The sequence below is a fragment of the Streptomyces sp. NBC_00310 genome (genome assembly GCF_036208085.1).
Taxonomy (GTDB): domain Bacteria; phylum Actinomycetota; class Actinomycetes; order Streptomycetales; family Streptomycetaceae; genus Streptomyces.
The window spans coordinates 6,253,718-6,266,916 of sequence record NZ_CP130714.1 but is presented as its reverse complement, the minus strand read 5'-3'; the positions used below and the strand labels follow the sequence as shown (position 1 = coordinate 6,266,916).

Sequence of the window (13,199 nt, the reverse complement as noted above, 5' to 3'; positions counted from 1 at the left end):
TGCCGGCGAACTCCTGCCGGACGACCGAGACTTTCGACAACGACCCGAAGACCTTCGACCGTCCGAGAACCGTACGCCCGTCCGAGCACCGAACCATGCCCGACCGCCGATCCACGTCTCGGGGCACCCGAGAGCCGGCACACCTGCCCGACGCGCCGACACCTCAAGGGCGCCCTCGACCGACGTGACCCGGAAGGGCCTCGTCCTCAGCCCACCGCCGCGTAGTTCTCGTACATCTCGTCATCGTCGAGCGGCAGAATGCCCGCGCCACGCTCGTACTCCGTGCGCGCGGTCTCCAGCAGCCTGCGCCACGACGTGACGGTCGGACGCCTGCGCAGCAATGCGCGGCGCTCGCGCTCCGTCATGCCTCCCCACACGCCGAACTCGACGCGGTTGTCCAACGCGTCCGCCAGGCACTCCGTGCGTACCGGGCATCCGGTGCACACTGCCTTGGCCCTGTTCTGCGCTGCTCCTTGAACGAACAGTTCATCCGGATCGGTAGTGCGGCAGGCGGCCTGCGCACTCCAGTCGGTTACCCAGCCCATACCGGCGCCGTCCTCTCCCGAATCGAGGCTCCCCCACGGCGGCAGCGGCATATTCACCGCCGCCAGTTGAGGACGTTACGGAAGGTGGGCACAGCGCAACACCCCCTTCGGGCCCAATCTTGAATGGCCCGAACGGACTATGCGTAAGCGGCAGATCACCCGCGGGAGTGACCTGAGGACATACATGACTATCCCGACAGAACGGGACAGTTGACATGCGTCACAACGGACACCGAATGACACACGAGGTGGATTCGGACACGGCTCCGGAAAAAAACCGTAAGAACGTCAGAACGATTCGGGCTCGCTGGACGTACTTGATACAAGGGCCTACGGCTGTGACAGTTGAGAGCAGCTTAGGCCAACGCCTGTGCGCGTGTCCGGCGAATGAGAACGTAGACAACCGTTCATGTTCGTTCACGCCTCCGCGCCGCCCACCCCCTCGACCAGCCCGGCGCGCACGGCCCGGTCGTAGAGCCGGTGGGACCACTCCCCCGCGTCCGCCGCGGGCCGCGTCGTCAGCACGGGGTTCGGGCCGGTCTCGATGAGGTGCAGCAGGCTCCAGGCGACGCCGTAGCAGTCGTCCGGCCCGAAACAGCCGGCCAGCGCCGCCGCCTCTTCGTGCGACACCGGCCCGTGTACGGCGTTCAGTTGCGCCACCCGTCTGTCGATCTCGTCCTCGCTCGCGTCCCAGTCGGGCAGGGGGCCGTCGGCGACGAACGTACGGACTTCAGGTCTCATGCGCCGGATCATCGACGGCCGCCCCCGTGAGCGGCAACGGATGTCACGATCCGGCACCCGTACCCCTCTGGACCCACCTGCTCCTTCGGAACGGTCGTCGCTACGGATTAGGCTGCCCTCATGCCAAACAAGCGCTCGGGTGGTGGTCTGTCCCCCACACAGCAGGCCGCCAAGTTCCTAGGTGTCAGCGTGCTCGCCGGTGCCGTGATGGCGGGCATCGCCCTGCCCGCGGTCGGCGCACTCGGGCTGGCGGCCAAGGGTTCCGTCGAGGGGTTCGACGAGCTCCCCGCCAATCTCAAGCAGCCGCCGCTGAGCCAGCGCACCACGATCCTCGACAGCAAGGGCGACTCGATCGCCACGGTGTACAGCCGCGACCGTACGGTGGTCGATCTCAAGGAGATCTCGCCGTACATGCAGCAGGCGATCATCGCCATCGAGGACGCCCGGTTCTACCAGCACGGCGCGATCGACCTGAAGGGCATCCTGCGCGCGCTGAACCGGAACGCGCGGGAGGGCGGTGTCGCCCAGGGCGCGTCCACGCTGACGCAGCAGCTGGTGAAGAACGTGGCGGTGGAGGAGGCCGGTGACGACCCGACGCTGGTCGCCCAGGCCACCCAGCAGACCCTCGGCCGGAAGATCAACGAACTGAAGAAAGCGATCCAGATCGAGGAGGAACTCGGCAAGAAGAAGATCCTCGAGAACTACCTGAACATCACGTTCTTCGGCCAGCAGGCCTACGGTGTCGAGGCCGGCTCCCAGCGCTACTTCTCCAAGTCCGCCAAGAACCTGAAGGTCGAGGAGGCCGCGCTCCTGGCCGGCATCGTGCAGTCGCCCAGCCGGTACGACCCGGTGAACGACCCGCAGGAAGCCACCAAGCGGCGCAACACCGTGCTGCAGCGCATGGCCGATCTCGGTGACATCTCGCAGACGGAGGCCGACAAGGCCAAGGAGAAGCCGCTCGGCCTGCACATCAGAAAGCCGAAGAACGGCTGCATCACGGCCGTCAAGGGCGCGGGCTTCTTCTGCGACTACGTGCGCGAGGTGTTCCTGAACGACCCGATCTTCGGCAAGTCCAAGGAGGACCGGGCCAAGATCTGGAACCAGGGCGGTCTGACGATCCGGACGACCATGGACCCGAAGGCCCAGAAGTCGGTCCAGGCCTCCGTCAAGAAGCACGTCAGGCAGAAGGACGAGGTGGCCACCGCCGCCACCATCGTGGAGCCCGGCACCGGCAAGATCCTCGCCATGGGGCAGTCGAGGCCGTACGGCCTCGACACCAAGAAGAACGAGACGTCGATCAACCTCTCGGTCGACGAGTCCATGGGCGGCGGAGCGGGTTACCAGCCCGGTTCGACGTTCAAGCCGATCGTCGCCGCGGCCGCCCTCGAGGACGGCATGGCCCCGACGAAGTCGTACTCCGCGCCGTACAAGATGGAGTACCCGAGCCCGATCTCGGTCTGCGGTGGCAAGAACTGGGTGAACACCGACGGCGCGGACCTCAGCAACGAGAGCGAGTCCGAGGTCGGCCCGTACTCGATGAAGAAGGCGACCGCGCTGTCGGTCAACACCTACTTCGTGCAGATGATCGCGGACATCGGCATCTGTCCGGTGACGAAGATGGCCAAGAAGATGGGCGTCGAGCGGGCCGACGGCGACAAGATCGGCCAGAACCCGTCGATCGCCCTGGGCACCCAGGAGATGTCACCGCTGACCATGGCGAACGCGTACGCGACCTTCGCCTCGCGCGGCATGTACTGCACGCCGGTCGCCATCGAGTCCATCACCCAGCGGGTCGGCGAGAAGTCGAAGTCGCTGGAGGTCCCGAAGTCGACGTGCTCGCGCGCCATGTCCGAGAACACCGCCGACACCATCAGCGCCCTGCTCAAGGGCGTGGTCGAGGACGGTACGGGTACGGAGGCGGGCCTCGGCAGCGGCCGTCCCAGCGCCGGTAAGACCGGTACGACGGACGAGCGTTACGCGGCCTGGTTCGTGGGCTACACCCCGAACATGGCCGGTGCCGTCTGGGTGGGCGACCCCGCGCACAAGCGCCGCATGGTGAACATCCCCATCGGCGGCCAGTGGTACGCCAAGGTCTTCGGTGGAAAGGTCCCCGGCCCGATCTGGCGCGACATGATGACCGGCGCGCTGGAGGGCAAGCCCAATCCCGACTTCAACCGCGTCTACATCCCCGACGAGCGGCCGGACCGCGGCCGCGGGGACGACGACAACGACAATGGGAACGGCAACGGGAACAACGACGACAACGGCAATGGTGACGACGACGGGTTCATCGGCGGCACCGACGGCGGCACCACCTTCCCGACCCCGGAGTTCTCCATCCCGGAGAACTGGATCCAGGGCCAGACCAACGGCGGGAACAACGGGAACGGCAACGGTGGGTTCGGCTGACAGCCGCGGTGACGGGTCGGCTGACAGCCGCGGTGACGGGTCGGCCGACGGTCACGGTGACGGGTGGCCCGACAGCTACGGTGACAGGCTCGGCCGACGGTCACTGAGCGGTTGAATGGATACGGCGGTGGGGGCGCCCCTGGAGAAGGGGCGCCCCCACCGCCGTTGTGCTGGAGAGCGGCGTCAGCCGGAAGGCTGCTCAGCCGCCCGCGAGCTGCTGCTTGACGAGGGCGGCGACCCGGCCGCCCTCGGCGAGCCCGGCCACCTTCGGGTTGACGATCTTCATGACCTGGCCCATCGCGCGCGGGCCCTCGGCGCCGGCGGCCCGTGCCTCCTCAACGGCCTGGACCACGATCTGCTTCAGCTCCTCCTCGGACAGCTGCTTGGGCAGGTAGTCGGCGAGGATCTCGCCCTCCGCCTTCTCCCGCTCGGCCGACTCGGTACGACCACCCTGGGCGAAGGCGTCCGCGGCCTCGCGGCGCTTCTTCGCCTCCTTGGTGATCACTTTGAGCACCTCGTCGTCGGAGAGCTCGCGCTTCTCCTTGCCCGCGACCTCTTCCTTGGTGATCGCGGTGAGCGTCAGCCGGAGCGTCGAGGAGCGGAGCTCGTCGCGCCCCTTGATCGCCGCGTTGAGGTCTTCCTGCAGCTTCGACTTGAGCGTGGTCATGGCGCCGATTGTCGCAGGTGTGGTGCGGGAAGCGCGCCTTGATTTCGCTGGTACGTGCGGATCGGTCGCCGCTCGGGCTGATCGGCTGGTCGCCGCTCGGGCTGATCGGCTGGTCATGGGATCCGTGGTCGGTTGCTCATCGGATGCGTGGTCGTTGCTGATCGGATGCGTGGGCCGGAGTGAGTTGTCCACAGCGGGAGTTGGCGATCGGCCGTGATGGCCGGTGGTTGTCCACAGGCGGCGCTCGGGTTCGGCGGGGTCTGACACGATGGACGCATGCGAGCGCGATACGGAGTACCTCTGGGGATCGCGGCGGTCGGTGCCGCCGGTGTGGTGTACGCGGCGGGTTTCGAGGCCCGCTCCTTCCGGCTGCGGCGGGTGACGGTGCCGGTGCTGCCACCGGGCATGCGGCCACTGCGCATACTCCAGGTCTCCGACATTCACATGGTGAGCGGGCAGCGCAAGAAGCAGCGCTGGCTGCGGTCCCTGGCCGGGCTGCGCCCCGACTTCGTGATCAACACCGGGGACAACCTCTCCGACCCGGAGGGCGTCCCCGAGGTGCTGGACGCGCTGGGTCCGCTGATGGAGTTCCCGGGCGCGTACGTCTTCGGCTCGAACGACTACTACGGCCCGAAGCTGCGCAACCCCGCCCGCTATCTCCTGGAGAAGGTCCAGGGCCGCCACGGTCTGAACGGCAACAAGCCGGTGGTGGGCGCCATCCACAACCCGTGGGAGGACCTCCGGGACGGCTTCGACGGGGCGGGCTGGCTCAACCTCACCAACACCCGCGGCACGCTCAAGATCGAGGGCATGTCGGTCGAGCTCACCGGCCTCGACGACCCGCACATCAAGCGGGACCGCTACGCCCGCGTGGCCGGCGGCCCGTCCGACTCCGCCGACCTCTCGCTGGGCGTCGTCCACGCCCCCTACCTCCGCACCCTCGACGCCTTCACGGCCGACGGCTACCCCCTCGTGCTCGCCGGCCACACCCACGGCGGCCAGCTCTGCGTCCCCTTCTACGGCGCCCTCGTCACCAACTGCGACCTCGACACGGACCGCGTGAAGGGCCTCTCCACGCACACGGCCGAGGGCCGGACCGCCTACATGCACGTCTCCGCCGGCTGCGGCACGAACCGCTACACCCCGGTGAGGTTCGCCTGCCCGCCGGAAGCTTCACTGCTGACGCTGGTGGGGCGGGAGGAATAGGGCTGCGGCGGGATTGTGGGGGCTGAGGGGGTGCGGGTGCCGAGGGGTGTGGGTGCATGCGTCTTGGCGAGGATCGCCGGTAGGGCCTGGCGGTAAGGCCTGCCGGTAAGGCCTGATGGTTCAGGCTTCCGCTGAGGTCCTGGTGGTTCGGTTCGGGTTGGCGCCGGGGCGTGACCCGTACGGATCGCCCCGAATAGCCCGTTTCATCCGGGCGTCTTAGCGTGAGCGCATGACCGCACCGATACCCAGGGACATCCCCGACCTGCCCGCGATCTCGGGCATTCCCGCGCCGGTGACGTCCGTCGTGCCCGCGACGGCGGTGGTGGAACCGACCCGACGCCCACTGGCAGCGACGTGCCGCGCCCTGGTAGCGCTGGCGGCGGCAGCGGCCGTGGTGACCGAGATGACGCTGGGCAGCCCCCTGCGCGCCCTCAACCATTTCTCGGTCCAGAGCACGGTCCTGGTGGCACTGGTCTTCGCCGCCTCGGCCCGCCGCGCCTGGTCGGCCCGCCGCCCCCTGCCGTCCCCGGTGACAGGCGGCACGGTTCTCTACGCCGTGATCGCGGCCCTGGTGTACCACCTGATCCTGATGAAGGACCCGACGACCTTCTCCCTGACGATGACGCCGACGGGCGCCCCGGCCACCCCCACCGGCTGGCTCGCCTTGACGAACCTCGCCTTCCACACGGTGATCCCCCTCGTGGTGGTGGCGGACTGGCTGCTGTTGACCCGCCCGGCCCCGCCACGCCTGACCCACGCGGCGGCCTGGCTGCTCTACCCCCTGGCGTACCTGGCGTACACGCTCGGCCGAGCCGCTCTGGTGACCCCCGACTGGCCGGCCCCGTACCTCTACCCGTTCCTGGATGTCGACCGCCACGGCTACAGGAGCACCCTCGGCAACGCCCTCCTCCTGGGCCTCGCCTTCTACGCCCTCGCCCTCCTCCTCATCGTCGTCGACCACGTCCGCCCCGACCTCGTACACCCCCGCCGTGGCCGCCCCGACCGCCACGACCGCCGCCCCGAAAACCGGATTTCGTCTCAAGCCACCGGTGGGCTAAAGTAAACGACGTCGCCGCGACAAGCAGCGACAATCGGGGTGTAGCGCAGCTTGGCAGCGCGCTTCGTTCGGGACGAAGAGGTCGTGGGTTCAAATCCCGCCACCCCGACAGCTAAGCAGCAGGTCAGAGGGCCCTTACCGAATCGGTAAGGGCCCTCTGGCGTTGCCGAGAGGCGTGGAGAGACGAGTCGCCGGTGCCGCCCGAAGCCCTCGTTGAGACCCGGGGTCAGCAGTCACCTCAGGTTGTGTCGCGTGGCGGGTACGGCAGGTTGTGTCACGCGTCGGCGTGCCCCTCTGCGCGGTGCGGGGTCCGCTCGGCACGGTGCGGAAGGCGGTCGTCCCGGTCCCGGGGACGGCTCAGGGTTCTGCGGCTGGTCGTGATCAAGGTCACGCCTTGCAACGCTGGAACCGTCCCGGGCGTATGGACGTGCAGACAGGGGGAAGCGCGTGGGTGCCGTGCCCCATCGGGACAGGCCTGCATGGGCCGACGAGCGGATACGAGTACGGATTACATGGATTCGATCCACGACGACGTAGCGGAGTTCGCGTTGCTCCTGACGCGTCTGAAGGAGCGCACCGACCGCAGCTACGCGGCGCTGGCCCGCCCCCTGGGCATTCACGCCTCCACCTTGCACCGCTACTGCGCCGGAGAGGCAGTCCCGCACGACTTCGCTGGAATCGAGCGGTTCGCCGCGCTCTGCGGTGCCTCCCCCGCGGAACGCATGGAGCTGTACCGCCGGTGGATCCTGGCCGCCGCCCCGCGGCAACGGCCACGCCCGTCCCCTGCCCGGCAGGCACCAGCGCCCCACACCACCACAAGTGCGGTGGCCTCGGTCACGCCCGTGAGCGAGGCCGCATCGGCCGTCTCTGCGGGCGGCAGCAGGTCGGCCGTGGAGGCTCCCGAGCCGATCTCGCCAGCCGGCCAGCGCCCCGGGTCGGCCTCACCGCCCTCGCCTCGGCTCCACGGCGGGCGCCCTCGACGGCGAGCCTGGCGATCGATGACGCTGGCAGCCTCGCTCGTCGCCGCGCTCCTCGGTCTCACCACGTCCGCCGACGGTCCCCCCTCCGCCTCGGCCACGGCCAAGGGCGACGGCGAGCCGAACCGGGCAAGCGTCGGCACGGCCCCGCAGGCGGCCCCTCTCACCTGGACGGCCGACTCGCACACGCGCGGACTCAACGGGTGCGGCGAGGACTATGTCCTCGCCAAGCCTCCACAACAGGTCCCGCCGCCCCCGCACCCCGAGGACATCGCGGCGTGGGCCACCTCCCAGCGGGCGGTGCACGGGGGCTCCACGACCGTGCGGATCACGGTGCAGGGACGCGGCTCCGCCGCTGTCGTGCTGGAAGCCCTGTACGTGCGCGTGGTCAGCCACGCCACCCCTGCCGCCGGCCGGGGCTCCGTCTACTCCTTGAGCGACGGCTGCGGCGCCGCCCTCATCCCCCGCTTCTTCTCCGTGAACCTCGACGCGCAGCAGCCCCGGGTCCGTTCGATGCCCGGCGACGACGGGGCGGGCAAGTCGATCCCCGCGATCGACTTCCCCTACCAGGTGTCCTTGCAGGAACCCGAAGTCCTGGTGGTCTCCGCGCTGAACGAGTCCTGCGACTGCGACTGGTACCTCAACCTCGCCTGGTCCTCACAAGGCCGCACCGGCACGGTCCGCATCGACGACAACGGCCGGCCCTTCCGCACCATCGGCACCAAGGGGCTGCCGGGCTACCGGTACGACCGCATCTATCACCAACCCGGTCGCTGGGTCCCGCTCCCCGCCGCCAACATGACAGCGGGGAGCGGCGGCTGACGCATCAACGGGCCCTCGCTGAGCGGATGCGTCGTCAGCGGGCGCTCGTGGTGCGGATGTCGGTGACGCCCTTGAACGCGTCCGCCTTCACGACGAGGTGGGTGGTCGTCGTCGGCGACTCCCCGCCGCCGAAGCTGTGGGTGACGGCGATCTCACGGCTTTCGCCGTCGCCGGTCACCGTCCAGTCCACCGGAACGTTGCGGGCGCGGAGCACACCGTCCATCTTGTTCTTCTTCTCCCAGGCCGTCAGCTTCTTGGCGAGGGTGGGCGTCAGGTAGTGGGCGCGCAGCGCCTTGGCAAGTGCCTTGTCCGGGCCCCGGGGCGCGTCCTTCGCGTCGACGTACGCGCCGTAGAAGTCGGCGACCTGGGTCACCGAGTCACCGGTCCTGCCACTGACCGACCGCACCGCGGCGGACGCCTTGGCGGGGGCGGTGCTCGTGGTGCGGATGGCCTTGATGCCGTCGACCGGCTCCAGCTCCACGACGAACCGGGTCTTCGTCGTCGGTGATTCCCCGGCGCCGCCGAAGGTCAGGGTGACGACGACCTCCAGGCCCTTGCTGCCCTCGCTCACCGTCCACCGCGTCGGGACGTTCTGGGCACGCAGGAGCCCGTCCGCCTTGTTCTTCTTCTCCCAGGCCGTCAGCTTCTTGGCGAGGGTGGGCGTCAGGTAGTGGGCGCGCAGCGCCTTGGCAAGTGCCTTGTCCGGGCCCCGGGGCGCGTCCTTCGCGTCGATGTACGCGCCGTAGAAGTCGGCGACCTGGGTCACCACGTCACCGTTGAAGCCACTGATCGACCGCACCGCGGCGGACGCCTTCGCGGATGCCTTGGCGGGGGCGGCGGGGACGGCGGCGTGTGCCACCGCCTGCGCCGAGACAGCGAGCCCGAGGGCGAGGACGAGCCCGGCGGCGACGGCCGTACGGCGTCCCGGACGACGGAGTGCGTAGGTGTTCCTGCTGTTCCTGCTCATGTCGTGTCTTCCTTCTCATCGTGGTCCGTATGGGTCGCTCCCGGTCCGCGTCGGCTCTCCCGCCGAATGCGCCCGCCGACGTCTCGCCACCCGTCCGCGTCCGCTCCGAGGACATGACGGCCCGACCGCCCGAGCGGGCAGGAGCCGGCCGAATGTCCCCGCCCCCGAGAATTCGTGGGGGGCGGGCGCCGAAGGATGCCGAACGCCACGCGTCGGGCACCAGGGCACACGGATGCCCGGTACGCAGGCACAGGGCGGGAGTCGTCACCAGGCGCCACCGGAGTTTCGATCCACCCCGGCCGGTGCGACACCCATAGCTTCGAAGACACCGGGGACCCACCGCAATCACCGTCGCCCAACCCGCGACGACGCAACCGTCCCACCCACTCTGAGCTGCGCAAACAAGCACTGGCTGAGACGCCTTCCTGGGACGCGGAGACGACCCCGTGCCGTCTCGGCCGGACCGAGAGGCCGTGGGTTCCGGTTCCGGCACGCCGACAGTCGGCAGCGGTGCGGAAAGGCCGTTGCCGGACGCGGCGGGAAGCGCTTCGTCCGGCACCGGTCCCTCCCCTCGTGGGGACCGGTGCCGGACGGCGCGGGGGTCGCGTCCCACGTCGTTCCGCTCGGCAAGCCCCTCACCGGACACAAGGGCTACATCCTCGCCCTCGTCCTCAGTCCGGACGGCCGCACGCTCGCCAGCGGCAGCGCGGACGGCACCATCCGCCTGTGGAACGTGGCCGACCCGGCCCGGTCCACCCGGCTCGGCGGGCCGCTCACCGCCCACCGCGGCGTGGTCAGCGACCTCGTCTACAGTCCGGACGGCAGGACGCTGGCCAGCGGTGGCGGCGACGACACGGTCCGGCTCTGGGACGTCTCCGACCCGCGCGAGGCGACCCGGCTGGGGTCCCCGCTCATCGGCCACACCGAGGCGGTCGTCTCCCTGACCTTCAGCCCGGACGGCCGGACCCTGGCCAGCGGCGGCGACGACAGCACCGTCCATCTCCGGGACGTCGCGCACCCCGCCGACGCCTCCCCCATCGGCCAGGCGATGAGCCCCAACGCCAAGACCGGCCAGTTCCTGTCGTTCAGCCCCGACAGCCACATGCTCGGGGTGTCCAGCGGCGCCGACACCGTACGGCTGTGGAATCTGGCCGTCGACGACGCCGTACGGCACATCTGCTCGTCGACACGCGGGGTGCTCACGCGGGAGAAGTGGGACGAGTACCTGCCTCGGCTGTCGTACGAGCCGCCGTGTGAGGGTGTCTGACCAACGTTTGGGCGGCTCTCAACGGCCGCCTAACAAACGTTTGGCGGATCAGCATCTCGCACGTGATCCCGATCACAACTTGTCAACGCAGTCGAGCAGTCGGCTCCCGTCCAGGGACCAGCCTTGTTAGCCTTGGCCATAGCCCGGTCGCTGGTGCATCCCCCGTCGCCAGCGACCGGGCCCTTTCATGCCTCCGACGGGACGTTTCATACCTCGGACGGGCCTTTCACACCTCCGACGGCAGGGTCGTCTTTCATACCTCCGACGGCACGGTCGTCTTTCACACCTCCGACGGCAGGGTCGTCTGGGTCGTCTCGCCCCACGGCGTACCGGCCGGCCACGGGCTCTCGGGACGCGTCTGCACGGCGCTCATGCCCACCCCGTCGAATGCGGCGTTGCGGGCGACCCCAACTGACGGCCCCTCAGCCAATCAGGGCGCGGGTCCGCCCGCCTCCCGACGCAGCCCGGCGAAGGGGCGCCGCCGCCCTCAGCCGTTCCAGGCCTCGTCGTAAGGGTCCTGGGGGGCCTTGACCGGCTTGGTGGTGGTGACGTGGAGGTAGGGGACGGCGGTGCCGTTGAGGGGGTCCTTGGTCCGCTGCGGGGTGTAGGTGCCGGTGACCTCGATCCAGGTGTCGGGCTGGAGGACGGCGGGGAGTTCGCCGGTGAGGGCGACCTTGACGGGCTGGGCGTCGGCGGCACAGCAGTTGAGGGCCATGCGGACGAGGTACGGCCTGCCGGACTCGTCGAACGCGAGGAAGCCGGTGACCTTGAGCGGGCGGCCGGCGAGGGCGCGGCCCTTGTCGTAGACCGCGCGGCCCGCGTAGTCGGCGACGCTCAGCCGGAGGGGGCCGTCGGCGGGGAGGGTGGGGTAGCCCCAGGGCTGCTGCTGGAGTGCCGTGCCGGTGCGCATGGCGGTGTAGGACCCGGCGGCGGGCGGGGCGACCAGGACGAGGGCGAGCAGCGGGAGGACGAGGAGCCAGGAGACCCGGGGTTCGTGAGGGGTGTGCGGCTCGTGGGCCTGTTGCTCGTGTCGCCGCGCCCGGCGTTCGTACCAGACCGTGGCGACGGCGGCGGCTATGAGGACGATGCCCGCGCCGATGAGGAGGGGGCGGAGGCCGGCCTTGACGTAGCGGAGGTAGAGGTCGGTGAAACCGGCGTGGAGGAGGGCGCCGCCGGTGAGGAAGAGGATGACGGTCTGGGCCTGACGGTTCACAGGAGCACCGCCCCGACGAGGGCCGACACCAGGATCGCGAGGGCGAAGGTGGCGGGGGCGAAGCGGAGCGCGAAGGCGCGGCCGAAGGTGGCGGTCTGCATGGCGAAGAGTTTCAGGTCGATCATCGGGCCGACGACCAGGAAGGCCAGCCGGGAGGTCAGGGAGAACTGGGTCAGGGAGGCTGCCACGAACGCGTCCGCCTCGGAGCAGATCGAGAGGAGGACGGCCAGCACCGCCAGGGCGAGGATCGCGATGACGGGGTGGTCGGCGGCGGCGTTCAGCCAGCTCGCCGGGACGACCGCCTTGAGCGTGGCCGCCGCCATCGCGCCGACGACCAGGAACCCGCCCGCGTGCATCACGTCGTGCCGCACCGAGCCCCAGAAGGCCGCGCCCTTGCTCTGGCCCTCGTAGGACGGCCGCTCCGGCGGGTTCATCCACTCGCCGCGCCCCAGCCGCTGCCACAGCCAGCCCATCAGACAGGCGACCAGCAGGCTCGCCACGAACCTGGCCAGCACCATCTCGGGGTTCCCCGGGAAGGCCACGGCGGTCGCCGTGAGCACGATCGGGTTGATCGCGGGGGCGGAGAGGAGGAAGGCGAGCGCCGCCGCGGGCGTCACGCCCCGGCGCACGAGGGCGCCCGCCACCGGCACCGAGGCGCACTCGCACCCCGGCAGCACCACCCCGGCCATGCCTGCCGCCGGTACCGCCAGCGCGGGCCGCTTCGGCAGCGCGCGGGCGAAGAACGACGCCGGCACGAACACCGCGATGGCCGCCGACAAGAGCACGCCGATGACCAGGAACGGCAGGGCCTGCACGACCACCGCGACGAACACCGTCATCCAGCTCTGCGTCACGGGCGCGGACAGCAGACCGCGCAGGGGGCCCTGTGCCACGACGGCCAGGACCAGCAGCATGGTGAGGAGGAGGGGTGGGTCGAGGTGCCGACCGCGGTGGGGGGCTTCTTCCTTGGTTGTGGCCACGGGGGACGGTACCTCTACCTCCGTAGGGAACGGCTGTGCCGAGTGGGCCGGTTCGGCCCCCTCCCTCCCCATACGTCGCTCGAAGCGGGGTTGCTCACGGCCACCGAAAAGCTCTTTTAGTAATGGGATCCATTTTCATGTAGCGTTCCGGTCCACCACCTGTGGAGGAGGACCCCATGGCCGTACCCAAGCGGAAGATGTCCCGCAGCAACACCCGTCACCGTCGCGCCCAGTGGAAGGCGAGCACACCGCACCTGGTGCCGTTCACGGTCGACGGCGCCACCCACCTCGTACCGCAGCGGCTGCTGAAGGCGTACGAGCGCGGGCTGATCCACCCCGAAGGCTGAG

General features: G+C 69.8%; 11 protein-coding genes, 1 tRNA gene and 1 pseudogene. 7 read left to right on the top strand and 6 right to left on the bottom strand.

From position 1 onward, the window contains the following. Window positions 1–206: 206 nt before the first annotated feature. Both wblA and OG202_RS27510 read right to left on the bottom strand, forming a co-directional pair. Window positions 207–545: a transcriptional regulator WblA gene (wblA, locus tag OG202_RS27515; RefSeq protein ID WP_326585690.1), complete on the bottom strand. Its 339-nt coding sequence runs from the start codon at window positions 543–545 to the stop codon at window positions 207–209. A gap of 417 nt (window positions 546–962) precedes the next feature. Continuing rightward, window positions 963–1,286, bottom strand: a complete 324-nt coding sequence (locus OG202_RS27510; protein ID WP_326579626.1) for a hypothetical protein — start codon at window positions 1,284–1,286, stop codon at window positions 963–965. Window positions 1,287–1,406: 120 nt separating this feature from the next. Between OG202_RS27510 and OG202_RS27505 the strand changes: the two genes are divergently transcribed. After that, window positions 1,407–3,695 (top strand): transglycosylase domain-containing protein, encoded by a 2,289-nt coding sequence (locus OG202_RS27505; RefSeq protein ID WP_328223765.1) that lies wholly within the window; start codon window positions 1,407–1,409, stop codon window positions 3,693–3,695. A gap of 199 nt (window positions 3,696–3,894) precedes the next feature. Here OG202_RS27505 and OG202_RS27500 read toward each other — a convergent pair whose 3' ends face one another. Next, on the bottom strand, window positions 3,895–4,362 hold the full coding sequence (locus tag OG202_RS27500) for a GatB/YqeY domain-containing protein (protein ID WP_326579630.1): 468 nt from the start codon (window positions 4,360–4,362) through the stop codon (window positions 3,895–3,897). A 276-nt stretch (window positions 4,363–4,638) separates the two neighbouring features. Here OG202_RS27500 and OG202_RS27495 point away from each other — a divergent pair, with 276 nt between their 5' ends. The 4 genes from OG202_RS27495 to OG202_RS27480 all read left to right on the top strand — a co-directional run bounded on the left by OG202_RS27495 (window position 4,639) and on the right by OG202_RS27480 (window position 8,424). Next, entirely contained in the window at window positions 4,639–5,568 is a 930-nt protein-coding gene (locus tag OG202_RS27495; protein WP_326579632.1) for a metallophosphoesterase, read from the top strand. A gap of 229 nt (window positions 5,569–5,797) precedes the next feature. Further along, window positions 5,798–6,631, top strand: coding sequence for a Pr6Pr family membrane protein (locus OG202_RS27490; protein ID WP_328223764.1), 834 nt, complete (start codon window positions 5,798–5,800; stop codon window positions 6,629–6,631). Window positions 6,632–6,660: 29 nt separating this feature from the next. Further along, window positions 6,661–6,734, top strand: a tRNA-Pro gene (locus OG202_RS27485). Window positions 6,735–7,137: 403 nt separating this feature from the next. Continuing rightward, a complete protein-coding gene (locus OG202_RS27480; protein ID WP_328223763.1) occupies window positions 7,138–8,424 on the top strand; it encodes a helix-turn-helix domain-containing protein in 1,287 nt (428 codons plus the stop codon). Between the two features lie 34 nt (window positions 8,425–8,458). Here the strand turns inward: OG202_RS27480 and OG202_RS27475 are convergent, their stop codons facing one another. Then, window positions 8,459–9,391: a hypothetical protein gene (locus OG202_RS27475; protein ID WP_328223762.1), complete on the bottom strand. Its 933-nt coding sequence runs from the start codon at window positions 9,389–9,391 to the stop codon at window positions 8,459–8,461. A 607-nt stretch (window positions 9,392–9,998) separates the two neighbouring features. Here OG202_RS27475 and OG202_RS27470 point away from each other — a divergent pair. Next, window positions 9,999–10,658 (top strand): annotated as a pseudogene (locus OG202_RS27470) (WD40 repeat domain-containing protein); the annotation flags it as partial. A 487-nt stretch (window positions 10,659–11,145) separates the two neighbouring features. Here OG202_RS27470 and OG202_RS27465 read toward each other — a convergent pair. Beyond that, window positions 11,146–11,871: a TIGR03943 family putative permease subunit gene (locus OG202_RS27465; protein ID WP_328223761.1), complete on the bottom strand. Its 726-nt coding sequence runs from the start codon at window positions 11,869–11,871 to the stop codon at window positions 11,146–11,148. Beyond that, on the bottom strand, window positions 11,868–12,851 hold the full coding sequence (locus OG202_RS27460) for a permease (protein ID WP_326579642.1): 984 nt from the start codon (window positions 12,849–12,851) through the stop codon (window positions 11,868–11,870). The genes OG202_RS27465 and OG202_RS27460 overlap by 4 nt, the downstream gene beginning before the upstream one ends. A gap of 176 nt (window positions 12,852–13,027) precedes the next feature. Between OG202_RS27460 and rpmF the strand changes: the two genes are divergently transcribed. Then, the gene (rpmF, locus tag OG202_RS27455; RefSeq protein ID WP_326579645.1) at window positions 13,028–13,198 is read left to right on the top strand and encodes a 50S ribosomal protein L32; all 171 of its coding nucleotides are present in this window, start codon (window positions 13,028–13,030) and stop codon (window positions 13,196–13,198) included. The last annotated feature ends 1 nt before the right edge of the window (window position 13,199 follow it).